General features: G+C 72.1%; 21 protein-coding genes. 13 read left to right on the top strand and 8 right to left on the bottom strand.

All coding sequences use genetic code 11. The features are described 5' to 3' along the window. Positions 1-28: 28 nt before the first annotated feature. Positions 29-1,084, bottom strand: coding sequence for a LacI family DNA-binding transcriptional regulator (locus ACIO1C_RS22815; protein WP_401866289.1), 1,056 nt, complete (start codon positions 1,082-1,084; stop codon positions 29-31). Positions 1,085-1,210: 126 nt separating this feature from the next. On the opposite strand from ACIO1C_RS22815, the gene ACIO1C_RS22810 reads away from it, so the two are divergent. The 12 genes from ACIO1C_RS22810 (at position 1,211) to ACIO1C_RS22755 (ending at position 13,653) form a co-directional block, all read left to right on the top strand. Continuing rightward, entirely contained in the window at positions 1,211-2,470 is a 1,260-nt protein-coding gene (locus ACIO1C_RS22810; protein WP_401866288.1) for an MFS transporter, read from the top strand. Positions 2,471-2,479: 9 nt separating this feature from the next. Beyond that, on the top strand, positions 2,480-3,841 hold the full coding sequence (pafA, locus tag ACIO1C_RS22805) for a Pup--protein ligase (RefSeq protein ID WP_161312519.1): 1,362 nt from the start codon (positions 2,480-2,482) through the stop codon (positions 3,839-3,841). 173 nt (positions 3,842-4,014) lie between these two features. Further along, on the top strand, positions 4,015-5,034 hold the full coding sequence (locus ACIO1C_RS22800; RefSeq protein ID WP_401866286.1) for an FKBP-type peptidyl-prolyl cis-trans isomerase: 1,020 nt from the start codon (positions 4,015-4,017) through the stop codon (positions 5,032-5,034). A 54-nt stretch (positions 5,035-5,088) separates the two neighbouring features. Then, positions 5,089-5,460 carry an FKBP-type peptidyl-prolyl cis-trans isomerase gene (locus ACIO1C_RS22795; RefSeq protein WP_401866284.1) on the top strand — a complete coding sequence of 124 codons (372 nt, stop codon included), beginning with the start codon at positions 5,089-5,091 and terminating at the stop codon, positions 5,458-5,460. Between the two features lie 164 nt (positions 5,461-5,624). Next, complete coding sequence (locus tag ACIO1C_RS22790; RefSeq protein WP_401866282.1) at positions 5,625-6,581, top strand: helix-turn-helix transcriptional regulator; 957 nt, start codon at positions 5,625-5,627, stop codon at positions 6,579-6,581. A gap of 87 nt (positions 6,582-6,668) precedes the next feature. Then, on the top strand, positions 6,669-7,625 hold the full coding sequence (locus ACIO1C_RS22785; protein WP_401866280.1) for a helix-turn-helix transcriptional regulator: 957 nt from the start codon (positions 6,669-6,671) through the stop codon (positions 7,623-7,625). A gap of 81 nt (positions 7,626-7,706) precedes the next feature. After that, entirely contained in the window at positions 7,707-8,015 is a 309-nt protein-coding gene (locus ACIO1C_RS22780; protein WP_401866278.1) for a hypothetical protein, read from the top strand. 10 nt (positions 8,016-8,025) lie between these two features. Further along, positions 8,026-8,223: a hypothetical protein gene (locus ACIO1C_RS22775; RefSeq protein ID WP_401866276.1), complete on the top strand. Its 198-nt coding sequence runs from the start codon at positions 8,026-8,028 to the stop codon at positions 8,221-8,223. Positions 8,224-8,440: 217 nt separating this feature from the next. Beyond that, entirely contained in the window at positions 8,441-8,737 is a 297-nt protein-coding gene (gene tatA / locus ACIO1C_RS22770) for a Sec-independent protein translocase subunit TatA (RefSeq protein ID WP_401866274.1), read from the top strand. Between the two features lie 43 nt (positions 8,738-8,780). After that, positions 8,781-9,731, top strand: coding sequence for a twin-arginine translocase subunit TatC (gene tatC / locus ACIO1C_RS22765; RefSeq protein ID WP_401866272.1), 951 nt, complete (start codon positions 8,781-8,783; stop codon positions 9,729-9,731). 64 nt (positions 9,732-9,795) lie between these two features. Next, positions 9,796-10,779: a diacylglycerol kinase gene (locus tag ACIO1C_RS22760; RefSeq protein WP_401866270.1), complete on the top strand. Its 984-nt coding sequence runs from the start codon at positions 9,796-9,798 to the stop codon at positions 10,777-10,779. A 45-nt stretch (positions 10,780-10,824) separates the two neighbouring features. Next, positions 10,825-13,653, top strand: coding sequence for a DEAD/DEAH box helicase (locus ACIO1C_RS22755; RefSeq protein WP_401866268.1), 2,829 nt, complete (start codon positions 10,825-10,827; stop codon positions 13,651-13,653). 68 nt (positions 13,654-13,721) lie between these two features. On the opposite strand, the gene atzF is transcribed toward ACIO1C_RS22755, so the two are convergent. Genes atzF through ACIO1C_RS22735 form a run of 4 tightly spaced genes read right to left on the bottom strand, consistent with a single transcriptional unit; the run spans position 13,722 to position 20,579 of the window. Continuing rightward, the gene (atzF, locus tag ACIO1C_RS22750; protein WP_401866267.1) at positions 13,722-15,446 is read right to left on the bottom strand and encodes an allophanate hydrolase; all 1,725 of its coding nucleotides are present in this window, start codon (positions 15,444-15,446) and stop codon (positions 13,722-13,724) included. Beyond that, a complete protein-coding gene (uca, locus tag ACIO1C_RS22745) occupies positions 15,446-19,096 on the bottom strand; it encodes an urea carboxylase (protein WP_401866265.1) in 3,651 nt (1,216 codons plus the stop codon). The genes atzF and uca overlap by 1 nt, the downstream gene beginning before the upstream one ends. Beyond that, positions 19,093-19,716: an urea amidolyase associated protein UAAP2 gene (locus ACIO1C_RS22740; RefSeq protein WP_401866263.1), complete on the bottom strand. Its 624-nt coding sequence runs from the start codon at positions 19,714-19,716 to the stop codon at positions 19,093-19,095. The genes uca and ACIO1C_RS22740 overlap by 4 nt, the downstream gene beginning before the upstream one ends. Before the next feature lie 5 nt (positions 19,717-19,721). Then, positions 19,722-20,579 (bottom strand): urea amidolyase associated protein UAAP1, encoded by an 858-nt coding sequence (locus ACIO1C_RS22735; protein ID WP_401866261.1) that lies wholly within the window; start codon positions 20,577-20,579, stop codon positions 19,722-19,724. A 147-nt stretch (positions 20,580-20,726) separates the two neighbouring features. On the opposite strand from ACIO1C_RS22735, the gene ACIO1C_RS22730 reads away from it, so the two are divergent. Further along, positions 20,727-21,365, top strand: coding sequence for a TetR/AcrR family transcriptional regulator (locus ACIO1C_RS22730; protein ID WP_401866259.1), 639 nt, complete (start codon positions 20,727-20,729; stop codon positions 21,363-21,365). Between the two features lie 22 nt (positions 21,366-21,387). On the opposite strand, the gene ACIO1C_RS22725 is transcribed toward ACIO1C_RS22730, so the two are convergent. From ACIO1C_RS22725 to ACIO1C_RS22715, 3 genes are all read right to left on the bottom strand, one after another. After that, positions 21,388-22,932 carry an amino acid permease gene (locus tag ACIO1C_RS22725; RefSeq protein WP_401866257.1) on the bottom strand — a complete coding sequence of 515 codons (1,545 nt, stop codon included), beginning with the start codon at positions 22,930-22,932 and terminating at the stop codon, positions 21,388-21,390. A 157-nt stretch (positions 22,933-23,089) separates the two neighbouring features. Further along, entirely contained in the window at positions 23,090-23,743 is a 654-nt protein-coding gene (locus tag ACIO1C_RS22720; protein ID WP_401866256.1) for a fasciclin domain-containing protein, read from the bottom strand. Between the two features lie 72 nt (positions 23,744-23,815). Next, positions 23,816-25,540, bottom strand: a complete 1,725-nt coding sequence (locus ACIO1C_RS22715; RefSeq protein WP_401866376.1) for a molybdopterin-dependent oxidoreductase — start codon at positions 25,538-25,540, stop codon at positions 23,816-23,818. Between the last annotated feature and the right edge of the window lie 212 nt (positions 25,541-25,752).

Raw genomic sequence — 25,752 nt, 5'->3', positions numbered from 1 at the left:
CGTGGGCTCCCGTACCCGCCGGATGGCTTTATGCGCCGGGCAGGCCGAGCAGTGGCCTGCCCGGCGTTTTGTTGTCCGGTGCGGGCGCGGTGGAGCCCCGGACGACCAGGGAGACGGGGAGGTCGCCCTGCTCGGGCCGGCGGCCGTCGAGGACGGCCAGGAGCGCCGCCATGCCGCGTTCGCCCACCTGTTCGGCGGGCAGGCGGACGGTGGTGAGTTCCGGTTCGACGGCGGTGGCCAGGGCGAGGTCGTCGAAGCCGGTGACGGACACGTCGTGCGGGACGCGCAGGCCGAGGTGGCGTACGGCTTTGCAGGCGCCCGCGGCGAAGATGTCGCCGTCGCAGACGACGGCTGTGGGGCGGGGGCCGGGGGCGGTCAGGGCGCGCAGGGCGGCTTCCTTGGCGGCGCCGACGTCGAAGGGCGCGGTCACGGTGGTGACGCCGGCGTCGGGTACGTGGCGCACGGCGTCGGCGAGGGCTCCGGCGCGTACGCCGAAGGTCCAGGAGTCCACGGCGGAGGCGAGGTGGACCAGGCGGCGGTGGCCGAGGCCGAGGAGGTGGTCGGTGACCTGCCGGAAGCCGTCGGCGATGTCGAGGTTGACCTGGGCGGCGGCCCCGGGGGCGGCCGGGTCGCTGTCGAGCATGACGAGGGGGAGTCCGGTGTCGCGGATCGCGCCGAGGGCGTCGGTGGCCATGGAGGAGGCGATGACGCCGTCGAGGGCGGTGCGGGCCGAGCCGAAGGGGTCCCTGGCGGGTCCGATGCCGGCGGGTGAGGGGTAGATGACCACGCCGAAGCCGTGTTCGGCGGCGACGGCGGCGGCGCCGGTGTAGACGCGGGCGAAGAATTCGTTGGTGAGGGCGGGCACGACGAGCAGGGCGGTCCTGGTGCGGCCGAGGCGCAGGCTGCGGGCGGCGAGGTTGGGTGTGTAGCCGAGGGCCCGCGCGGTCTCGCGCACCTGTGCGACGGTCGGTTCGGAGACCCTGCCGCGCCATTTGTCGCCGAGGACGAGCGACACCGTGGCCTGGGAGACGCCGGCGGCGCGTGCCACGTCCCGGCTGGTGGGCCGCGGGGGCTGTGCTGTCATGGCTGCCGATCTCGGTGGTGTGGACCTGCGGACTGCACTCATGGTACGTATGACGTCCACAGGTTATACGTAAAACCCGGCCAGGCCGGGCGCGATCCGGCCACGCCGGGTACGAGGGGACGGGACATGGCCGCGGGGTACGCAGACATACTCGGGGCGCCGCACGCGGCGCGGCTGCTCACGGGCACGCTGGTGGGGCGGCTGCCGAACGCCACGGCCCCCATCGCCATCGTCCTGCTCGTGCGCGCGGCGGGTGGCAGCTACAGCCTGGCCGGCGGGCTCGCGGCGGTGTACGGCATCGCCAACGCGATCGGCCAGCCGCTGCTGGGGCGGGCGGTGGACCTGTACGGCCAGCCGCGCGTCCAGCTGCCCGCCGCCGTCGTCTCGGCGCTGGGCGCGGTCCTGCTGGTGACCGCAGGCATCGGGTCGCTGCCGGTCGCGTACGCGGCCGTGGTGGTCGCGGGTCTGGCCACGCCGCCGCTGGAGGGCGGGCTGCGGGCCCTGTGGCCCGGGGTCCTGGGCGCGGAGGAGCGGGTGCACCGGGCGTACGCCATGGACGCGGTGGCGCAGGAGGTGATGTTCACGGTCGGCCCGCTGCTCGTGACCCTGCTGGTCTCGCTGTGGTCGCCGGGAGCCGCCCTGCTCGTCCTGAACGCGGTCGGGGTCCTCGGCGCGCTGTCGGTCGTCCTGTCGGAGCCGTCGCGCGCCTGGCGCTCGGCGCCGCGCGAGGCGCACTGGCTGGGCGCCCTGCGCTCGCCGGGGCTGCTGGCGCTGCTGGGCGCGTTCCTGTTCGTGGGCATCGCGCTGGGTTCGATCACGGTCGCGGGGGTGGCGTACGCGGACGACCACGGCCGGGAGGCGGTCTACACGTGGCTGATGGCCGCGCTGGGCCTGGGGGCGCTGGTGGGCGGCACGGTGTACGGGTCGCGGGAGTGGAAGGGTGCGCCCGAGCGGCGGCTGCGGGTGATCGTGGCGCTGCTGGCACTCGGCTATCTGCCGCTGATCCTCACCCCCGGGGTCCTGGCGATGACGGCGTTCGCCGCCGTCGCCGGGGTGTTCCTCGCACCGGCCATCGCGTGTGCCTTCCTGGTGGTGGACCGGCACGCTCCGCAGGGCACGGTCACCGAGGCGTTCTCGTGGCTCGTGACGACCTTCGGGGTGGGCGCGGCCCTGGGAACGGCCGTCGCGGGACCCGTGGTGGAGCTGGCCGGAACGCCGGCGAGTTTCGCCGTGGCGGGGGCGGGCGGGGCCGCCGCGCTGCTGGTCCTGCTGACCACTCAGCGGGTGCTCTCGGCTCCCGTACATCCTTCGAATGCCGCACCCCTGATCGAAAATGATCGAAGCGGGGCGGCCGAACCCGGTTTGGGCTCAGGCCATCAGGCGTAATGTTCAGACATGGACCGCCGCATTTTCGGGCTGGAGAACGAGTACGGCGTCACGTGCACGTTCAGGGGACAGCGCCGACTGTCACCTGACGAAGTGGCGCGCTACCTCTTCCGCCGTGTTGTCTCATGGGGCCGCAGCAGCAATGTCTTTCTGCGGAACGGCGCCCGCCTCTACCTCGATGTCGGTTCGCATCCGGAATACGCCACTCCCGAATGCGACAACGTGACCGAGCTGGTCACCCACGACAAGGCCGGCGAGCGCATTCTCGAAGGCCTGCTCGTCGACGCCGAACGCCGCCTGCACGAGGAGGGAATCGCGGGCGACGTCTATCTCTTCAAGAACAACACCGACTCGGCGGGAAACTCGTACGGGTGCCACGAGAACTATCTCGTCGCCCGTCACGGAGAGTTCTCCCGGCTCGCGGACATCCTCATTCCCTTCCTCGTCACCCGCCAGCTCCTCTGCGGCGCCGGCAAGGTGCTCCAGACGCCGCGCGGGGCGGTCTACTGCGTCAGTCAGCGCGCCGAGCACATCTGGGAGGGTGTCAGCTCCGCGACGACCCGCTCCCGGCCGATCATCAACACCCGTGACGAGCCGCACGCCGACGCGGAGCGCTACCGCCGTCTGCATGTGATCGTCGGCGACTCGAACATGTCCGAGACGACCATGCTGCTCAAGGTCGGGGCCACCGACCTCGTGCTGCGCATGATCGAGGCGGGCACGGTGATGCGCGATCTGACCCTGGAGAACCCGATCCGGGCGATCCGCGAGGTCAGCCACGACATCACGGGCCAGCGCAAGGTGCGCCTGGCGAGCGGCCGGGAGGCCTCCGCCATCGAGGTCCAGCGGGAGTACTACGAGAAGGCCGTGGACTTCGTGGACCGCCGGGGCATCCGCACCGGTGTGGTCGCGCAGGTCCTGGAGCTGTGGGGCCGGACGCTGGACGCGATCGAGGCGGAGGACCTCGACCGTATCGGCACGGAGATCGACTGGGTCATGAAGTACAAGCTCATCGAGCGCTACCGCGCCAAGCACAACATGACCATGTCCAATCCGCGGGTCGCCCAGATAGACCTCGCCTACCACGACATCCACCGTCGCCGGGGTCTCTACTACCTCCTGGAGAAGCGCGGGCAGGCCGCCAGGATCTGCAACGACATGAAGATCTTCGAGGGCAAGTCCGTGCCCCCGCAGACCACCAGGGCACGGTTGCGCGGCGACTTCATCCGCCGGGCGCAGGAGCAGCGGCGGGACTTCACCGTCGACTGGGTCCATCTCAAGCTCAACGACCAGGCGCAGCGCACGGTGCTGTGCAAGGACCCCTTCCGGTCGGTGGACGACCGGGTGGAGAAGCTCATCGCGGGGATGTGATCCCCGCCCGTACGGGTGTCCCCCCGGGCACTCGTCACGGGTACGGCGGCACGCCAGGACTTCCGTGGTCCTGGCGTGCCGCTGTGTCGGGCGTGCCGGATGAGGTTGATAGCAAAGGCACAAGCCGTAGAGTGGCGGGCGTTGCCCTCACCCCCCTAGCCCGAGTTGGACTCATGAACCACACCAAGAACAAGCGCCGTCTCGCTGTGGCACTGGCCGTGCCCGCCCTGCTGCTGTCCGCCGTGGCGTGCGGTTCGGACGACAAGAGCGGTGGTGGCGGTGACGACGAGGGCGGGTCGAAGCCCGTGGTCAAGGTGGAGGGGGCGTTCGGGGCCCAGCCCAAGATCACGACCCCGAAGGACGCCAAGCCCTCGGACAAGCTGATCGCCACGACGGTCATCGAGGGCAAGGGCGCGAAGGTCACGAAGGACAACTTCGTCCGCCTGGACTTCGAGGGCCAGACGATGAAGGACGGCCAGAGCCTCGGCGGCAGCTGGTCCTCGCAGGCGCAGGCCCAGACGAAGGGGCCCCGGCCCCAGCTGGTGTCGCAGCTGAACGAGCTGGGCATCCAGCAGAGCAGCCAGCGGATCCCCGCCAAGGTCCTGGAGGCGGTCATCGGCCAGAAGACGGGCAGCCGCGTCGAGGTGGAGGGTACGGCCCAGGCGCTCATCGGCGCCGGCCTCAACCCGGAGTCGGGCATCAAGGCGACCGACGGCCTGGTGTGGGTCGTCGACGTGGTGAACGCCGCGTCGGTGGACGCGAAGGCCGAGGCCAAGGGCACCCAGGCCGCTCCGAAGGCGGGTCTTCCCACGGTGAAGGCCCCGTCCCAGAAGGCCGCGGAGATCACCATCCCCAAGGGCGAGAAGGCCCCCAAGGAGCTGGAGCAGCAGGTCCTGATCAAGGGCACGGGCCCGGAGGTCAAGGCGGGCGAGGGCCTGATCGGCCAGTACACCGGCGTGAAGTGGGAGGACGGCAAGAAGTTCGACTCGTCCTGGGACCACGGCGGTGCGATCGGCTTCCAGATCGGTACGGGCTCCGTGGTGGCGGGCTGGGACAAGGGCCTGACCGGCAAGCACGTCGGTGACCGCGTCGAGCTGGTGATCCCGCCGAAGGACGGCTACGGCGCCGTGGACGGCAACGAGCTCCAGAAGAACACACTTGTCTTCGTGGTCGACATCATCGGCAAGGTCTGACGGCGATCTGCGAGACTGACACGGTTTAAAGACCGCGTTCCTAGGAGTAATCACGTGAGCATCGAGAAGCCCGAGGTCGACTTCCCGGGCGGCGAGCCGCCGGTCGAGCTGGACATCAAGGAGATCTGGGAAGGTGACGGGGAGGTCGCCAAGGCGGGTGACACCGTCTCCGTCCACTACGTGGGCGTGGCCTTCTCCACGGGCGAGGAGTTCGACTCGTCCTGGAACCGCGGTACGCCGCTGAAGTTCCACCTCGGTGCCGGACAGGTCATCCAGGGCTGGGACCAGGGCGTGCAGGGCATGAGGGTCGGCGGCCGCCGCCAGCTGATCATCCCGGCGAACCTGGCGTACGGCGACCGTGGCGCGCCCGGGGCCATCGCCCCCGGCGAGACGCTGATCTTTGTCTGCGATCTGGTCGCTGTCTGATCGCCGTCCGATCACCACCGGACAGTTCGAGGGCCCATGCCGACCGGCATGGGCCCTCGGGCGTGTCCCGGACACGCCCGAGCTTTGCCGCACCACCCTGTGGCGGTACGGTCAACGGGCGGGCAGCGTGTGATCCCGCACGACCGAAGGGGAGCAGAGCGTCGATGGCCATTGCCAAGGCCGAGCGGTTGATGAATCTGGCGCTGTGTCTGCTCGGCACACGCCGCCCCCTCAGCAAGCGTGAACTGCGCGGCTCCATCGAGGCGTATCTGGAAGCCGGCACCGACGACTCCTTCAACCGGATGTTCGAGCGCGACAAGGACGATCTGCGCGAGCTGGGCCTGGTCATCGAGACGGTCGAGAATCTCGACGGGGACACCGGCTATCTGGCCCGGCGGGACAGCAACCGGCTGCCGGCGATCACGCTGGACGCCGAGGAGGCCGCGGCGCTGGGCCTGGCGGCCAAGGTCTGGCAGCAGGCGCGGCTGGCCGGCGCGGCCAGCGGGGCGCTCCAGAAGCTGCGGGCCGCCGGGATGCCGGAGGCGGAGGACTCGTACGAGGCGCACCACAGCGCCCTCGAACCCCGCATCCCCGTCCACGAGGCCGCCTTCGAGCCGTTGATGCTGGCCTGCCGTGACCGGCGGCCCGTCGTCTTCGACTACCGCAAGGGCAACGCGGCGACCGCCGGCACGCGCCAGGTCGAGCCGTGGACGCTGGAGTGCTGGCGCGGGCACTGGTACCTGGCCGGCTGGGACCGCGACCGGGGCGCCGAGCGGGTCTTCCGGCTCTCCCGGATCACCGGCCGGGTCCGCTCCCGGTCGGGGTCGTTCAGCGCGCCGGTGCCGGACGTGGTCACCGTGCGGGAGACCGTGGAGAGCTGGGCGGGGGAGACCGCGACCCGGTCGGCGCTGATCAGGCTGCGGGCGGGCGCGGGCTATCCGCTGCGCTCGCGGGCGCTGTCGTCGCGGGAGCTGGGCGACGGCTGGGACGAGCTGGAGATCCCGTACGGCCACGGTCTCGACGCCTGGCTGGTGGAGTTCGGCCCCGACGTGGCCGTGGTGGAGCCCGCGGACCTGCGGGCCGACGTGGTGGAGCGGCTGCGCGCCGTGGCCAAGGGCTAGGGCGCGCCCCAAGGCGGGGACGGGGGCTCCGGCTTCGGTGGGCCCGGCAAGATCCGATCGACATGGCCTGAGGGGAACGCGTACACCATGGCAGCCAACGCCATCGACCAGACCCGGCGGATGCTCTCGCTCGTGACCTACCTGCGGGAGCGTCCCGGCGCGCACGTCAGCGACGTCGCCCGCGCCTTCGGCATCACCGAGGACGAGCTGATCTCCGACCTCGACGTGCTGCCGATGTGCGGGACGAGTTTCCGCGGCGGCGACCTGCTGGACATCGACACCGACGGCGACCGGATCTGGTGGCACAACCCGGACGACGTGGCGGAGCCGCTGCGCCTCGCGGCGGACGAGGCGACGGCGCTGCTGGTCGCGGCCCGTGCGGTCGCCACGCTCCCGGGGCTGCGGGAGGGCGACCGGCAGGCGCTGCTGCGGGCCACCGCCAAGCTGGAGACCGCGGCGGGGGAGGCGGCGGGGGCCAGTTCCCGGCTGTCGGTCACCTTCGAGTCGGAGGGCGGGGTGTTCGCCGAGGTCGACCGGGCCATCTCCGAGCGGCGCAGGCTGTGGCTGCGCTACTACTCCCCGGCTCGCGACGAGTTGACGGAGCGTGAGGTCGACCCGATCCGGCTCTTCGCGGTCGGGCACACGTACATGGAGGCGTGGTGCCGGCTCTCCGAGGCCCGGCGTACGTTCCGCCTCGACCGGGTCGCCGAGATCAAGCTGCTGGACGCCCCGGCGGCGCCTCCGGAGCTGGAACTGCGTGACCTGTCGGCGGGGCTGGTGCAGCCGTCGGCGGACGATCCCGAGGTGGTCGTCGAGGTCGGGCCCGGCGGCCGGTGGGTGGCGGAGTACTACCCGCACGACAGCGCGGAGGAGTTGCCCGACGGCGGGCTGCGCATCACGCTGCGGACCCCCGCGCCGGCGTCGCTGAGGCGTCTGGCGCTGCGGCTGGGCGGGGACGGCCGGATCGTCTCGCCGCCGGAGCTCGCGGACAGCGCGCGGTCGGCGGCGCGTGAGGCGCTGGCGGCCTACGAGGACGACGTGTAGGACGTGCGGGCGGCGCGCGGTGGCGGGGCCGGCGCGGGCCGGTGAAGGTCGGAGATGGCGAGAGAATGAAAGATGTCGGCAATGTCTGAGATGTCCGAACTCTCCATGGTGGGCCCGGTCCTTTTCAAGGCGGCCTGCCCGGAGTGCCGTGCCCGCTTCGAACTCTCCGCGGGCGCGCTGCGCCTGGCGATAGGGGCGAGCCGGCGCACCACGTTCTACTCGTTCGTGTGCCCCGAGTGCGACGCGGCGGTGCGCAAGCCCGCGGGGGAGCGGATAGTCGAACTGCTCACACGCGGCGGGGTACGGACGCTCCGGCTGGCGGCCGCGGTGCCCTCCGCCCCGCCCGTACAAGCCCCGCCCGTACCCGCCGGGCCCGCCCCGACGGGCTAGGCTCTGGGGCATGTTCTGGCCCATGCTCGCCATCGCCCTGGGTTTCTGCGGGATCGCCGTGCTCGGCGTCCTGGCGATCCGTGTCTTCCTCGAAGTCCAGCGCCTGGGCCGTCAGGTCGCCACCACGACGGAGCGGATCAACCGCGCGGCGGAGGACCTGGAACACGCGGCGACCCGCCTCGCGGCGACCGGCGACGCCTTGCGCTGAGGCAGGTGATGGTGACCGCCCCCTCCTGATTCACAGGGCCGGACGGTACGCTGCTGACCGTGGCCCCGACGAGGCGCGGGCCCTACGGGGAGTATGCGCGGGCATTGCCCCGCGTTTACCCACTCGGGTTACGATCGCTGACAGCACCATGACGTGACCTCGGTCCGGTGGTACGGGCAGCACCCTCCCAGCCGCCTCAGTGAGAAGGAAGTCGCACATGATCGGCAATCTGAAGCCGCTCGAGATCGTACTGATCATCGTTGTCATCCTGTTGCTGTTCGGTGCCAAGAAGCTTCCCGACATGGCGCGTTCGCTCGGCAAGTCCGCCCGCATCCTCAAGAGCGAGGCCAAGGCGATGAAGAAGGACGACGACGTGCCGGTGCCGCCCGTCAACGACACGGTGGTCGACCCGACCGCCCAGCAGCAGCCCGTCGCACGGACGATCCAAGCCGCTCCCGGTGATGTCACCAGCTCCCGTCCGGTCACCGAGCCGAACCGCACCACCCAGGGCTGAACCTCCCCACCGACGGCTGCTGTTACGAGACGAGGAACGTGGGTTGCTCAAGTCTGCCCGCAAGCAGGAGAAGGACGCCGAGGGGCGCATGCCCCTCAAGGAGCACCTGCGTGAGCTGCGAAACCGCCTGCTGAAGGCGGTGTTGGCGATCATGGTCATCACCGTCGTCGCCGCGTTCTACTACAAGGACCTGATCGACTTCATGCTGAAGCCGATCCTCGACTCGGTCGGCTGTGTCGACGGCGCCCGCAGGCAGGTGAACGGCAGGCCGTGCGCGGACATGACCGTGAACGGTCTGATCGCGCCGTTCTCCATCGCGCTGAAGGTCTCGCTCGTAGCGGGTGTGGTGCTCTCCACCCCGGTCTGGCTCTACCAGCTCTGGGCCTTCCTGGCGCCCGGTCTGCACCGCCACGAGAAGCGGTACGCCCTCTCCTTCGTCGGAGCCGGGGTGCCCCTCTTCCTGGCCGGTGCCGTCCTCGCGTACAAGATCCTTCCCCAGACCGCGCAGATCCTGCTGGAGTTCACTCCGGACGACGCGCGCAACCTGCTGCCCGTGGACGAGTACCTCGACCTCGTCGTGCGGATGGTGATCGTCTTCGGGCTCGCCTTCGAGCTGCCCCTGCTGCTCGTCCTGCTCAATTTCACCGGGGTGCTGACCGCGAAGCGTCTCGCCTCCTGGTGGCGCATCATGATCCTGGGCATCACCCTCTTCGCGGCGTTCGCGACCCCGACGGGCGATCCGCTCACCATGATGTCGCTGGCGGCGCCCATCGTGCTCCTGTACTTCATCGCGCTGGGCATCTGCCTGCTCAACGACCGGCGCAGGCGGCGCAACAACCCGGACGCGGGACTTGACGACGACGAGGCGTCCGACCTCGATCTGACCCCCGAGTCGGTCGGCGGCATCGAGCCCGTCGGATCCGTGCCGATGCTGCCCGAGCAGTCCGACGGCGGCCGGAACCACCGGGTCAACGGATACGACGACGTGACGTGAGACCGGCCGTCCCTCTCGGCGGACTCTGCGGGCTTCACGGGCGGTCCGGTCGGCGGGGGCGGCCATGACCGGGGGGATCACCCTCCTCGTCAATCCCACCGCGGGACGCGGCCGGGGCGCGCACGCCGCGAGGCCGGCCGCTTCGGCGTTGCGGGACGCGGGCCTCTCCGTCACCACCGTCACCGGCACGGACTCCGCCGACACCCTGCGGCGGGCGCGTGACGCCGTGGCCGGCGGGACCGGCGCGCTGATCGCCGTCGGCGGCGACGGGATGGTCTCCCTCGCCCTCCAGGCCGTCGCCGGTACGGCCACCCCGCTCGGCGTGATCGCCGTCGGCACCGGCAACGACTTCGCCAGGACACTCGGACTGCCCGTCCGCGACCCGGCCGCCGCGGGCCGCCTCGCCGCCGACGCGCTCAAGCGGGACGGCGGGTCCGCCGTGGACCTGGGGAGGGTTGGCGGGTCCGCCGTGGACCTGGGACGGATCGGCGGGTCCGCCGGGGAAGAGGGACGGGTCGGCGGGACCTGGTTCGGCACGGTCCTGGCCACCGGCTTCGACTCCCGGGTCAACGACCGGGGCAACCGGATGCGGTGGCCGCGCGGGCGCGCCAAGTACGACCTCGCGATGCTCGCCGAGCTCGCCGCCTTCCGGCCCGTGCCGTACCGCCTCACCCTGGACGACGGCGCCGAGCGGGAGATCGAGGCCACACTCGTCGCCGTCGGCAACGGCTCCTCGTACGGCGGCGGCATGCGCATCTGCGCCGGCGCGCGCACCGACGACGGGCTCTTCGACGTGACGGTTGTCGGAAGCTGCTCCCGTACGACCCTGCTCACCGTCTTCCCGCGGGTCTACCGGGGCACCCACCTCAGCCACCCCGCCGTCACCGTCCACCGCGCCGCCCGGGTGACGCTGGCCGCGCCCGGGCTCACGGGGTACGCGGACGGCGAACCGCTCGGCCCGCTGCCGCTCACCGCCGTCTGTGTCCCGGGCGCGGTACGGGTCCTGCGCGCGGAGGGGTCGCCGGAGGCGCTTTCCAAGGACGGATAAAGATCGGGCTGACTGTCAGAGGTGACGGGTAGGCTCGACAGCAAGATGACAGAGGACCTCTCCCCAGCCGAGCGGTACGCCGCTTCCCGGATCCGCGCCGCCGAGCAGGCCACGGCGCTCGCCCCCTTCCGTGAGATGTACGACTTCGGGCTGGACCCGTTCCAGATCGAGGCCTGCGAGGCACTGGAAGCCGGAAAGGGCGTGCTCGTCGCGGCCCCCACCGGGTCGGGCAAGACCATCGTCGGCGAGTTCGCCGTGCACCTGGCCCTGGCCGAGGGCCGCAAGTGCTTCTACACCACGCCGATCAAGGCCCTGTCCAACCAGAAGTACGCCGACCTGTGCAAGCGCTACGGCGCCGACAAGGTGGGCCTGCTGACCGGGGACAACAGCGTCAATTCGGACGCGCCGGTGGTCGTCATGACCACGGAAGTCCTGCGGAACATGCTGTACGCGGGCTCGCGGGCGCTCCTCGGCCTCGGTTACGTGGTGATGGACGAGGTGCACTACCTCTCCGACCGCTTCCGGGGCGCCGTCTGGGAAGAGGTGATCATCCACCTCCCCGAGTCGGTCACGCTGGTCTCGTTGTCGGCGACGGTGTCGAACGCGGAGGAGTTCGGCGACTGGCTGGACACCGTCCGCGGCGACACCCAGGTGATCGTCTCCGAGCACCGCCCCGTGCCGCTGTGGCAGCACGTGATGGCGGGCCGGCGGATGTACGACCTGTTCGAGGAGGAGAGCGACCACGGCGGCCGGGGCGTGGGCAAGCGGGAGACCAACCCCGACCTCGTCCGGCTGGCCCGGATGGAGAACCAGCGCACGTACAACCCGCGCGACCGCCGCCGCGGCAAGATGGTCCGCGAGGCGGACCGGGAGCGCGAGCGCAGGCAGCGCAGCCGGATCTGGACGCCCTCGCGGCCCGAGGTGATCGAGCGGCTGGCGACCGAGGGCCTGCTGCCCGCGATCACGTTCATCTTCAGCCGCGCCGCGTGCGAGGCCGCCGTACAGCAGTGCATGTTCGCCGGGCTGCGGCTCAACAACGACGAGCAGCGGCAGCAGGTCCGCGAGATCGTCGAGGAGCGCACGGCGCCCATCCCGGGCGAGGATCTGCACGTCCTCGGGTACTACGAGTGGCTGGAGGGCCTGGAGCGGGGCATCGCCGCGCACCACGCGGGCATGCTGCCGACCTTCAAGGAGGTTGTGGAGGAGCTGTTCGTCAAGGGCCTGGTCAAGGCGGTCTTCGCCACCGAGACGCTGGCCCTGGGCATCAACATGCCCGCGCGGTCCGTGGTCCTGGAGAAGCTCGTCAAGTGGAACGGCGAGCAGCACGCGGACATCACCCCCGGCGAGTACACCCAGCTGACCGGCCGCGCCGGGCGGCGGGGCATCGACGTCGAGGGCCACGCGGTGGTGCTCTGGCAGCGCGGCATGGACCCGGGCGCGCTGGCCGGCCTGGCCGGGACCAGGACGTATCCGCTGCGCTCCAGCTTCCGCCCCTCGTACAACATGGCGGTCAACCTGACCCAGCAGTTCGGGCGGCACCGCTCGCGCGAGTTGCTGGAGACGTCCTTCGCGCAGTTCCAGGCCGACAGGTCGGTCGTCGGGATCTCCCGGCAGGTGCAGAAGAACGAGGAGGGCCTCGACGGCTACAAGGCGGGCATGACCTGCCACCTCGGGGACTTCGAGGAGTACGCGCGGCTGCGCCGCGACCTCAAGGACCGCGAGACGGACCTGGCCAAGCAGGGCGCGGCCCAGCGCAGGGCCGCCGCCGCGTCCTCGCTGGAGCGGCTCAAGCCCGGCGACGTCATCCACGTACCGACGGGGAAGTTCGCCGGCCTCGCGCTGGTCCTCGACCCCGGTGTGCCGGCCGGGCGGGCCAACGGACATCGCGGGATGGAGTACCAGGACGGTCCCCGCCCGCTGGTCCTCACCGCCGAGCGGCAGGTCAAGCGGCTGGCGTCGATGGACTTCCCGGTGGCCGTGGAGGTGCTGGAGCGGATGCGGATCCCGAAGTCGTTCAACGCGCGCGCGCCGCAGTCCCGGCGTGACCTCGCGTCCGCGCTGCGGTCGAAGGCCGGTCACATCGTGCCCGAGCGCCACCGCAGGGAGCGGGCCGCCGCCGCGGACGACCGGGAGATCGCCCGGCTCCGCACGGAGCTGCGCGCCCACCCGTGCCACGGCTGCGACGAGCGGGAGGACCACGCGCGCTGGGCCGAGCGGTACCACCGGCTCCAGCGGGACACCCGCCAGCTGGAGAACCGGATCGAGGGGCGCACCAACACCATCGCCCGTACGTTCGACCGGATTGTGGCGCTGCTCACCGAGATGGACTACCTGCGCGGCGACGAGGTCACCCAGCACGGCAAGCGGCTGGCCCGCCTCTACGGCGAGCTGGACCTCCTGGCGAGCGAATGCCTGCGGGAGGGCGTCTGGGAGGGGCTGGGCCCGGCCGAGCTGGCGGCGTGTGTCTCGGCACTGGTGTACGAGTCCCGGCAGGCGGACGACGCGGGGCCGCCCAAGGTCCCGGCGGGCGACGTGAAGGCGGCGCTCGGCGAGATGGTCCGCATCTGGGGCCGTCTCGACGCCCTGGAGGAGGACTTCAAGATCAACCAGGCGGAGGGTGTCGGACAGCGTGAGCCCGACCTCGGTTTCGCCTGGGCGGTCCACCGGTGGGCGTCCGGCAAGGGCCTGGACGAGGTGCTGCGCGACGCGGAGATGCCGGCGGGCGACTTCGTCCGCTGGTGCAAGCAGGTCATCGACGTGCTGGGCCAGGTCGCGGCGGCGGCGCCCCGGGAGAACAGCACGGTCGCGAAGAACGCGCGCAAGGCGGTGGACGCGGTGCTGCGCGGGGTGGTGGCGTACAGCTCGGTGGGGTGAGGGGCCGTCAACGGCGTAGCCGTCCCCCGGGCCGTGTCCGTATCGGCCGGGGGGACGGCTTGTGCGTATCAGCGGTTGAGGTAGGCGCGCCAGCCGCCGTACCGGGTGATGTCTTCGGCTTTCCCGGCGTCTTCTGTGTCTTCTGTGTCTTCTGTGCCCTCTGTGCCTTCGAGTGCGGAGGGTTCGCACAGGAAGCCGGGGACGGTCGTGGTGTCGGACAGTTCGACGCGGCCCAGGGTCATCGGCCGGGGGAGTGCGGCCGTCAGGGCGCCGAGGCCTTCGGGCGGCAGCTGCCAGATCTCGACCTCGATCTCCTGGCCTTCGCGCGTCCCGGTGTGGACCAGGCCCGGTTTGGGTGGGTCGGTGCGCAGGGCGTGCAGGCGGTAGGCCGGGGCCGTGGTGGTGGTACGGATCAAGCGGGCGCCCAATGACAGGAGTGGGGGGTTCAGCGGCTGGCCCGTCAGGTGGGCGCCCACCACCGCGACCTGGGCGGGCGGGGTGAGCAGGGCCGCGACGGTGGCCAGGTTCTCGTCCGTGCCCGCCGGGCCCACGAGCATCACGCCGAACGGGCGTCCGTCCACCTCGTCGGCCGGGACCGCCACGGCCGCCAGGTCGAAGAGGTTGGTGGAGTTGGTGAACCGGCCGAGGCGGGCGTTGGCGCCCAGCGGGTCGGCCGCCACCTCGGCGAGTGTGGGGTGGCCGGGGGCGGTGGGCAGCAGGAGGGCGTCCGCGTCGCCGAGGGCGGTCAGCGCGGTGGCCCGCAGCGCGGCGAGGGCGGCCTGGTCCGCGTACAGCTGGTGCGCGGGGATGTCACGGGCCCGGCGGACGATCGCGGCGACGGTCGGGTCGAGGTCGGGGGAGCCCTTGTCGACAAAGGCGCCGACGGCGGTGTACCGCTCGGCGACAAACGCCCCTTCGTAGAGCATCGCGGCGGCCTCGGTGAAGGCCGTCAGATCAACGGTCGTCAACCGGGCCCCGGCGGCGGCGAGCCGGGCCGCGGCGGCTTCGTACGCCCGCGCCCAGCCGTCGTCCAGCTCGCCGAGCTGCGCGAGCGGCGGCACGGCGACCCGCCAGGGTCCCGGTGTACGGGGCGGGGTGGCGCGGGCGCCGTCCGGCTCGGACATCAGGGCGAGGGCGAGTCGCGCCTCGGGGAGCGTACGGGCGAACACGCCGACGCAGTCGAGGCTCGCGCAGGCCGGGACCACCCCCTCGGCGGAGACCAGGCCCCGGGTGGGCTTGAGACCGACGATGCCGTTGAAGGCGGCGGGGACCCGGCCGGATCCCGCCGTGTCGGTGCCGAGCGCGAGATCCACGAGGCCGAGGGCGACGGCGACGGCGGATCCCGAGCTGGACCCGCCCGAGACGCGCAGGGGGTCGCGGGCGTTGCGTACCGCGCCGTACGGCGAGCGGGTGCCGACCAGGCCGGTGGCGAACTGGTCCAGGTTGGTGGTGCCGAGGACGAGGGCGCCCGCGTCCCTGAGGCGGGCCACGACCGGGGCGTCGCGCTCCGGGAGGTAGGCGTAGGAGGGGCAGCCGGCGGTGGTGGGGAGGCCGGCGACGTCGATGTTGCCCTTGACGGCGAGGAGTTGGCCAGCCAGGGGAAGGGGGACACCGGTGCCGCGTCGCGCGTCGAGGGCGCGGGCCTCGGCCTCCACGTCGGCCTGCGGCCGTAGCGAGATCCAGATCTCGGGGCGGTCGACGTGGGCGATCCGGGCGTAGGCGGCGCGGACGCGGTCGAGTGCGGAGGGGGCTGAGAGGTCTGAGAGGTCTGAGGGAGTCGAGGAGAAGGTCATCACGAGTTCCTTGCGTCGGGGACGGGCGGCGACAGCACCAGCAGCGGCGTGCCCGCCTCCACCTGGGCTCCGGGGGCGGTCAGGATGTGGGTGACCACCCCGTCCACCGGCGCGTTGACCCGTGACTCCATCTTCATCGCCTCCAGCGCCAGCAGCGGCTGGCCCGCACTCACCCGGTCGCCCGGTGAGACGTTCAACTGCCAGACCGACGCGGCGAATTCGGCCTCCAGGAGGTGGGATCCCGGGGGGACCTCGAAGTCGGTACGGGGGAGTGGCGGCGCGGCCACCGACTCCGCGCGGGTGAACTCCCCCGAGGCCTCCCAGGCGTCACGTTCCGCGCGGAACGCGGTCGCCTGACGGGCCCGGAAGGCCGCGATCGACTCGGCGTTCTCCGCCAGGAAGCGTTCGTGGTCGGCGAGGGCGAACGTGCCCTCCTCGACGTGGGGGACAAACCGGCCCACCGCCATGTCCGCGCGCAGCGCCAGCAGTTCGTCCGCCTCGACCGGGTACCACGTGATCCGGTCGAAGAAGCGCAGCAGCCACGGCTTGCCCTCCTCGAACGCGCCGCGCTGCTGACGGCCCGACCACACCTGCGTCGTACGGCCCACGAACTGGTAGCCGCCCGGTCCCTCCATGCCGTACACGCAGAGGTACGCGCCGCCGATGCCCACCGAGTTCTCGGCCGTCCAGGTGCGCGCCGGGTTGTACTTGGTGGTGACCAGGCGGTGGCGCGGGTCCAGGGGGGTGGCGACCGGGGCGCCCAGGTAGACGTCCCCCAGGCCCAGGACGAGGTACTCGGCGCCGAACACCGTGCGGTACACGTCGTCGGGCGAGTCGAGGCCGTTGATCCGGCGGATGAACTCGATGTTCCACGGGCACCAGGGCGCGTCGTCCCGTACCCCCGTCATGTAGCGCTCGATGGCCTCGCGGGTCGCCGGGTCGTCCCAGGACAGCGGGAGGTGGACCGTGCGCGACGGGACCACCAGGGCGTCCGTGGGCGGGAGTCCGTCCTCGATCCGGGTGAGGACGGGGAGGAGGGTCTCCTGGGACAGGACGTCCGGGTCGAGTTGGATCTGGAGCGAGCGGATGCCGGGCGTGAGGTCCGTGATCCCGGGCAGCGCCTCGGCCCGTACCGCCTCCGCCAGCGCGTGCACGCGCATCCGCAGGGCGAGGTCGAGCTGCATCTCGCCGTACTCGACGAGGACGTTGTCGTCCCCGCTGCGGCGGTACGTGACCGAAGGGGCGTTTAGGACGCCCGACAGCGGATCCCGGCGGGCGCGGGGCTCCCCGCGCCCGAGGACGCCGCCGTCGACCACGGCGGGGCGGCCGGCGGCCGGAGCGGTCGCGGGCGCGCGGCGCAGGGCCGCCGCCGCGCGGGCCGTCACGGGGACGAAGCGGACCGTGTCGCCGGGGCGCAGCTGGCCGAGCTTCCAGCGCTGGCCCACCACGACGGTCGCCGGGCAGACGAAGCCGCCGAGGGAGGGCCCGTCGGGGCCGAGGAGCACCGGCATGTCCCCGGTGTAGTCGACCGCTCCGACGGAGTAGGGGGTGTCGTGGATGTTGGAGGGGTGAAGTCCCGCCTCCCCGCCGTCCGTTCGCGCCCAGCGGGGCTTGGGGCCGACCAACCGGACTCCCGTGCGGGCGGAGTTGAAATGGACCTTCCACTCGGCGTCGTAGAACGTCCGCATGTCGTCCTCGGTGAAGAACTCCGGGGCCGCGTGCGGGCCTTCGACCACTCCGATCCGCCAGACGGTGGGGATCTCGGGCCGTTCGGTACGGGGGACGGGGGCGCCGGGTGTGGTCTGCGCCGGGTGCGCGGTGGGGTGCAGGACGTCGCCCGTGCGCAGGGCCCGCCCGCCGTGGCCGCCGAGACCGCCGAGGGTGAAGGTGGCCGCGCTGCCCAGGAAGGCCGGGACGTCCAGGCCGCCGCCCGCGACGAGGACGTACGTCCGCAAACCCCGTTCGGTGGGGGCGCCGACGGCGAGTGAGCCGCCGGCGGGAACCGTGAACGGCTCCCACTGCGGGGCGGGTACGCCGTCGGCGGTGACGGGGGCGGGCGCGCCCGTGACACAGACGGTGGTGGCGTGGGTGAAACGCAGGGTCGGGCCCTGGAGGGTGCACTCCAGGCCCGGGGCGCCCTCCTCGTTGCCGAGGGCACGGTTGCCCAGCCGGAACGACAGGCTGTCCATCGGCCCCGAAGGCGGCACGCCGACCTGCCAGTAGCCGGTGCGGCCAGGCCAGTCCTGCACGGTGGTCAGGGTCCCGCCGGAGATCACCTCGATGCGAGGGGTCGGGTCGGTGATCGTGGCGAGGGTCGCGGTGGAGTGGGTGGCGGCGCGCACGGACGGGTCGGCCAGGGCCGCCCGTACCAGCCCGAGGTTGGTCTCGATGCCGTCGATCCGGGTCGCGGCCAGGGCGGTGTCCAGCGCGGCCAGGGCCTCGGCGCGGTCGGCGCCGTGCGCGACGATCTTGGCGAGGAGCGGGTCGTACGCCGTGGTCACCTCCGTCCCCGTCTCGATCCAGGAGTCGACCCGGACGTCCGGCGGGAAGGAGACCCGGGTGAGCAGTCCGGCGCCGGGGCGGTGGTCGCGGGAGGGGTCCTCCGCGTAGACGCGGGCCTCGACGGCGTGACCGCGCGGCGCGTCCGGTTCCCGTACGACCGACGTCTCGCCCTGCGCGAGGCGCAGCATCCACTCGACGAGGTCGATGCCGTGGACGGCCTCGGTGACGGGGTGTTCGACCTGGAGGCGGGTGTTGACCTCCAGGAAGTACGCCTCGGCGCGGGCGGCGTCGTAGACGAACTCGACCGTGCCCGCCGAGCGGTAGCCGACGGACGCACACAAGTCCCGTGCGGAAGTGGCGAGTTGATCGCGAATGGGGGTGGGAAGGTCCGGCGCGGGGGCCTCTTCGAGGACTTTCTGGTTACGGCGCTGGAGGGAGCAGTCCCGGTCGCCGAGGCTGACGACCTGTCCCAGGCCGTCGCCGAAGACCTGTACCTCGACGTGGCGGGCGTCCTCCACCAGCCGTTCCAGGAAGAGTCCGGCGGAGGAGAAGGACGCCGACGCCACCCGCCGTACCCCCTCCCAGGCGTCGGCGAGTCCGGCCGGGTCGCGGATTGCGCGCATCCCGATCCCGCCGCCCCCGCCGGTGGCCTTGAGCATCACGGGGTAGCCGATCGACTCGGCTGCCGCCAGTGCCGTTCCGAGGTCGGGCAGCAGGTCCGTACCGGGAGCGAGCGGCACACCGGCCGCGCGGGCGGCGGCGCGTGCGGTGTGCTTGGCCCCGAACAGCTCCAGCTGTTCCGGGGTCGGTCCGACGAAGACGATGCCGGCGTCCTCGCAGCGCCGGGCGAATCCGGCGTCCTCGGAGAGGAACCCGTAGCCGGGGTGGATGGCACCCGCTCCGGTGTCCTTCGCGGCCCGCAGGATCAACTCCCCGTCGAGATAGGACTCCTTGGGCGCGGCGGGACCGATCCGTACGGCGTGGTCGGCGAGCCGGACGTGCGGCGCGGGACGGTCGGGGTCGGAGAAGACCGCGACGGTACGGAGGCCCAGGCGGCGGGCGGTGCGGATGATCCGTACGGCGATCTCGCCCCGGTTGGCGACGAGGAGGGTGTCGAAGGAGGGGGCGGGGGCGGAGGCGGTCGTCATGAGGTGCCCGCCGTGATCGTCATCTCCACCGGTGTCGGGTCGAAGCCGTTGCACGGGTTGTTGATCTGGGGGCAGTTGGAGACGAGGACCAGGACGTCGGTCTCGGCGCGGAGGGTGACGCGCAGGCCGGGCGCCGACAGGCCGTCCACGATGCCGAGCGTGCCGTCCTTCTCCACCGGCACGTTCATGTACCAGTTGACATTGGAGACCAGGTCGCGCTTGCCCAGGCCGTAACGGGCCCCCTCCGAAAGGAAGTTGTCCACGCAGGCGTGCTGTGACCACGTGTGGTGGCCGTAGCGCAGGGTGTTGGACTCCTTGGAACAGGCGCCGCCGAGCGTGTCGTGCCGGCCGCAGGTGTCCTCGGTGACCGTCATCAGCGGGGTGTGTTCGTTGGACAGCAGCACACTTCCCGTGGTCAGGAAGATGTTGCCCTGGGCGTGGATGGTGTCCGGGGCGCTGTAGCGGACGGCGGTGTCGTGGGCGTCGTACACCAGGAAGTCCACGGCCTGGTTGCCGCCCAGGTCGGTGAGGGTGAGGTGTTCGCCCCGGCGGAGGACGGCGGACCAGGCGGCGCGGGCGGGGACCACGACGGAGCCCTTCGTGGTGGTGGGTATGGCCACCGAGTTCATCGGATCCCCCTGGAGGCCAGCGCCTCTTCGGTGTTGAGGAACGCGCGACGACCTTCGGGGGTCGCCTCCCGGAGCGGGTCGCCGGGCGGCGTCGGGCCGGCGGCCCAGGCCAGCACCTCCAGCGGGGTGCTGGTGTAGGCGGGGCGCGGGTCGAGCGGGTGCGGCACGTTGGCGATCAGTACGGTCAGGTTCTGCTCGGCGCGCAGGGTGACCGATCCGCCGGGGCCGTACGAGCCGGTGAAGGCGAGCGTGCCGTCCTCCCGTACCTCCACGCCCTGGAAGAAGGAGACCGACGGCGGCAGATCGCGGGGTTCGAGACCGTGCTTGAGGGCGGCCAGCTTGAGGAGTTCGCGGCCGGCGGGGGTGGCGGAGTGCGGGGCGCCGTCCCCGTACCGCTCGGTGTTCCGCCGCAGGGTCGAGGTGCCGCAGAGGGCGTCGTGTCTGCCGTCGGCCGTGTCGGTGACGAGCGAGGCGAGGACGCGGCCCTGGTCGGAGAGGAGCAGCCGGCCCGCGCCCAGGTAGGCGTTCCACTGGACCTTGACGGTGTCCGCCGTGTTGAGCCGCTCCCAGGGGCGGCCGTCCACGTGGAGCAGGAGGTGCGCGCAGGCGTCGCCGCGCAGGTCCGTGAGGCGGATCTCGGTGCCGCGCGCCACGGCGCGGTGGGTGTAACCGCCGCCGGCGACGGTCTCCGCCCACACCAGGTGGCCCGCCTCGCAGGGCGGCGCGGGCCAGTCGGTGGCGGGCACCACCGGCATGGCGTCGGTCCTGGTACCGGCCTGGGCGCGGGCGTGGTCCCTGGCCCCGTACGTCGTCGATGTCGCCTTCGTTGTCGCCTTCGCTGTCGCTTTCGCCATGGCGTGGCCTCCGATTTCTGTCGTCCGACAGAAATTAGAGGGGTGGGGAGATTCGGAGCGATTGCCCGTCTGTTGCGCGGGAGTTACGGGACGCTCACCGTGAGCGGCCAAGATCGGCGGAAACGCCTGTGTGCGACGATCGGTGCCATGGGCACGACGGGACGACGGGTCGGAAGGCCGCGCGCCGCACAGCGGCCGGACAGCGGGCTGGCGGTGCGGGACGAGCTGCTCGGGGCGGCGGCCGAGCTGTTCACGACGCTCGGGTACGCGGCGACCACGACGCGGACGGTCGCCGAGCGGGCGGGCCTGCGGCAGGCCACGATGTACCACTACTTCGACGGCAAGGAGGACCTCCTCGCCGAGCTGCTGGAATCGACCGTGACGCCGTCGCTGGCGCTCGCGCGGGGGCTGCTCGCCGAGGAGTCGCGGTCGCCGGAGACCAGGCTGTGGGACCTGTGCCGCTCGGACGTGGAGCTGCTGTGCGGCGGCCCGCACAACCTGGGCGGCCTGTACCTGCTGCCGGAGGTGAGGGCGGAGCGCTTCGCAGGCTTCCACCGGGTGCGGGCCGACCTCAAGGACGCGTACGGCCGGCTGCTCGCGGCGACCCGTCCCGGATCCCTCCTGGACAAGGGCGAGTTGGCGGTCCGCACGGACCTGGTGTTCGGCCTGATCGAGGGCGTGATCCTGGTCCACCGCTCGGACCCCGACCGCCCGGTGGAAGCATTCGCCGCGGCGACGGCGGACGCGGCGCTGCGCATCGTGGGGGTGACGGCGGAGGGGGCGTGAGGGGGCGGTCTCCGACCGCGCGTCATCGGGTCGGCGTTGGCAGCTTCGCCCCCCGCCGTGCCCGTACCGCCAGCCAGAGCGCCCCCGCGCCGACCGTGACGGCGAGGAACAGGAGCGTGAACCACTGGAAGTACCAGTGGCCGCCCGCCGGGTCGTAGACCGGGCCCCGGGGCCAGGCCAGGTTCACCGTCATCGCCGTGCCGTACAGCACCGCGAGTATGTTCACCGGGAGGCCCCAACGGCCCAGGGAGAACAGGGGTTTGCCCGTCTCGTCGAGACCGGGGGCGGACGGTGTGTACGTGCCGCGCAGGCGGCGTACCAGCATGGGGCCCGTGACCATGACGTACGCGAGGTAGAGCATCGCGATGCACGTGGTGCCGATGGCCAGGAAGGCGTCCGGGGACGCCAGGTTGAGCAGGCACAGCGCCGCCGCCGCCGCGCCCACCACCAGGGCGGGGCCCGTCGGCATGCCCGTGCGGGGCGAGACCTTCGACAGCGGGCCCGAGGCGGGCAGGACGCCGTCGCGGGCCATGGAGAACAGCATCCGCGACCCCGAGGTCTGGATCGCGAGCGTCGCGACCGCGATCGCGACCACCACGTCGGCGAGCAGCGCCCGGCCCACCCCGTCGCCGAGCGTGCTCGTCAGGACGTACGACAGGCCCTCCGTGGCGAGCCGGCCGTCGGTCAGGCTGGGCGCGGCCAACAGCCCGCCCAGCAGCAGCAGTCCGCCGAGGACGCCCGCCGAGGCCAGCGCCAGCAGGATCGTGCGCGGGGCGGTACGGCGCGGTGCGCGCGTCTCCTCGCTCAGCTCGCCCGCGCTGTCGAAGCCGATCAGGACGTACGCCGCCGTGAACGACCCCACCAGCAGCGCGCCGATCGCACCGCCCTGCCCGCCGGTGTGCAGGGTGACGCCGGGACCCCGGTCCGCGTGGGTGAACAGGAGCACCACGATCAGTACGGCCCCGATGATCTCGGCGGTCACCCCGATGCGGTTGACGGCCGACATCACCCGGTTGTCCAGCAGGTTCACCGCCGTCGTCAGGACGAGCAGCACCACGGCCAGCAGCGCCGCGTTCGCCGCACCGCTCGCCGACGCCGGCGACGGATCGCTGCCGACCAGCTGGAACCCCGACCAGATCGCGGGCAGCACCACCTGGAGCGCGAGCGCCGCGGCCGCCACCACGACCATCTGGCCGATCACCATGATCCAGCCCGCGAACCAGCCGAACACCGGCGTGCTCAGCCGCGTCGACCACTGGTAGATGGCCCCCGACAGCGGGTAGCGCGCGGCGAGTTCACCGAAACAGGCCGCCACCAGCAGCTGGCCGGTGAGTACCACCGGCCAGGTCCAGAAGAAGGCCGCCCCGCCGAACGAGAAGCCGAAGGCGAAGAACTGGAACACGGTGGTGAGGACCGAGATGAACGAGAATCCGGCGGCGAACGAGGCGTACCGCCCCATGCTGCGGTGCAGCTCCTGCCGGTAGCCGAAACCGGCCAGCTCGACCGAGTCGAGCCGGCCGGTCCCGGCCGGGTCGGCCTGTACGTCCGTGGATGCGGTGGCGGTCATGGCGGCCCCTGTCGCTGATTCCTGTCGATTGACAGAAATTAGGGAGGGCCTGTTTCACCGGCGTCACGCGCCCGTGTCCGCCCGGGGCACATCTCCTCACCGGAGGCCGCCGCGCACCCGCCGTGCGGCGTCACCGCCCACCACGGGGCCGTATCGCTCACATCTTCGGCATCAGGACCGTGTCGATGATGTAGACCGTGGCGTTCGAGGTCGGCACGTTGCCGCAGACCACACTCGCCGTGTCGTTGACCTTGTACGACTCACCCGAACCCGCGGTCGCCAGCGTCGACTTCTCCAGCGTCGGGTACGTACCGCTCGCCAGCTGCGCGGGCGCCAGCTTCTCGCCCACGACGTGGTACGTGAGGATCTTGGTCAGCGTGGCCTTGTCGGCCAGGACCTTGTCCAGGTCGGCCTTGGGGATCTTGGCGAAGGCCTCGTTGGTCGGCGCGAACACCGTGATGTTCTGGGCGTTGTTGAGCGTGTCGACCAGACCGGCCTTCTTCACCGCGGTGACCAGGGTGGACAGGTCGGGGTTGTTGGACGCGGCGGTCGCGACCGGCGCCGTCGACATACCGTCGAAGCTGCCCGCGCCGGTCGCGGGGACCGACGCGCAGCCGGGACCGAACGGCTTGTCCATCGCGCCCGCCGCGTCGTCCGTCGCGCTCTGCGACTCCTCGGGCGCGGCGGCGGCCGAGTCCTTCGTCTTGGCGTTGTCGCCGCTGTCGTCGCTGGAACAGGCGCTCAGGGCCAGGGGCAGGACAAAAACGCCGACGGCGGCGAGGGCGGCACGCTGAATACGGGTGGCGGTCATGGAATGTCTCCTTGTTGATTTTTCTGAGATGGGCCGAGTGGTGTTCGGTGAATCGGTCTGTGTGGAGGCGCGTCAGGTCACCGCGACCACCACCGAGTGCCTGCCGGTCGCGCCGTTCGGCACGGTCCCGGCGCGCTGCGCCGTCTGCGTGGAGCCGTCCCGGTCGGTCGCGCGGACTTCGAGCGTGTGGCTGCCCGCCGTGGCCGGCCACTCCCACATCCACTGCCGCCAGGTGTCCCGGCCGCTCTCCTCGGCCAGCCGGGCCGTCTGCCAGGCGCCGCCGTCCACCCGGACCTCGACGCGGGCTATGCCCCGGTGCTGCGCCCACGCCACCCCGGCGACCGGCACCCGGCCCGCCTTGGGGCTCGCGAACGGCCTCGGGGTGTCGATCCGCGACTGGGTCTTGATGGGGGCCTCGCGGGACCAGGTCCGCTTCACCCAGTACGCGTCGTAGGCGTCGAACGTGGTGAGTTCGAGGTCCTGGATCCATTTGCAGGCCGAGACATAGCCGTACAGTCCCGGCACCAGCATCCGGACGGGGAAGCCGTGGGCGAAGGGGAGCGGCTCGCCGTTCATGCCCAGCGCGAGCATCGCGTCACGGCCGTCCATGACGGTCTCGACCGGTGACCCGATGGTCATGCCGTCCACCGAGCGGGCCACGAGCTGGTCGGCGGGCCCGCCGTCGGACGGCGGCCGGACGCCGGCCTCGCGCAGCAGGTCCGCGAGCCTGACGCCGATCCAGCGGGCGTTCCCGACGTACGGTCCGCCGACCTCGTTGGACACACAGGTCAGGGTGATGTCCCGTTCGATCAGCTCCCTGCGGAGCAGGTCGTCGAAGCCGACCGTCAGCGGGCGGGTCACGCCGGTGCCGTGGATCCGCAGGCGCCAGGCCGAGGCGTCGACGCGCGGGACGACGAGGGCGGTGTCCACCCGGTAGAAGTCCTTGTTCGGCGTGGTGAACGAACTCAGGCCCGGGATACGGAGATCCGCGCCGGCCGGCACCGGACGGGCCGGTGACGCGGGCGGCGGGAGCACGATGTCCTCGCGGGTGGCGGCGGCCTTCGCCAGCTCCGAGGTGTTGAGGCGGCGGCCGACCCCGCCCGCGACGGCCGAGGCCGCGGCGGCGGCGCTCGCGGCGATCACGAAGCCCCGCCGGTCGAAGGCACCGGGGATGGGCCCGGGCGGGCCGGCCGTGGCTCCGGGGGAGGGCTCGGCCAGGACGGCCGTGGCTCCGGCCGGGGGCTCGGACGCGGCGGCCGTGGATCCGGCGGCCGGTCCGGGGCCGGGTCCGGGCCCGCCGTCGGGTCCGGACCCGGCGGCCGGCTCGCCGTCCCCCGGTGCTGCCGGCGCCCCTGACGCCCCCGGCGCCGGACGCGGAGTCAGCGTGCCGGCCAGCAGGTACAGGACCCCCGCCGCCACCACCGCGCCCACCGCCGACGGCCAGGCGTCCGGCAGATGCCCGTCAGGACGCTCCACCGCCGCCCAGGCCCCGACCGCGCCGAACACCAGCACCACCGCGGAACCGGCCACCCGGCGGCGGGCCGCGAACACGCCGGCCGCCAGGGCGAAGAGCCCCAGCGCGGCGAGGATGCCGAGCTGGAGCACGAGCTTGTCGCCGGTCCCGAAGTTCCGTACCGCGAACTCCTTGAGCCACGGCGGGGTGCGGTCGATGAAGGCTCCGCCGACCGCCGTGACCGGGCTCGCCTCGGGGCGTACCGCCACCGACACCAGCTCCGCCACACACAGCGCGGCGAGCCCCGCGACCAGCCCGCTCGACGCGGCCGCCGCGTTCCGCAGCAGACGCGCCGGCCGGCCGGGGCGACCGCCCCGGCCGAAGAGGACTTTCCGATCTTTGCTCACGGCGGCTATTCGGCACGGGAAGCAAGGCGGATTGGTCCGTCACTCCAAAGAATTAAAAGTCGGGGAGGCGCCAAGAAAGATCCCGTCCCCCACCAATCCCCGGCGCCCCCTGCCTCGAATGCTCAGTGAGGGGCTGTTGCCCAGTGAGG

The organism is Streptomyces sp. NPDC087420 (genome assembly GCF_044744165.1).
Lineage (GTDB): Bacteria > Actinomycetota > Actinomycetes > Streptomycetales > Streptomycetaceae > Streptomyces.
This window is presented reverse-complemented; position numbering and strand designations above follow the sequence as displayed.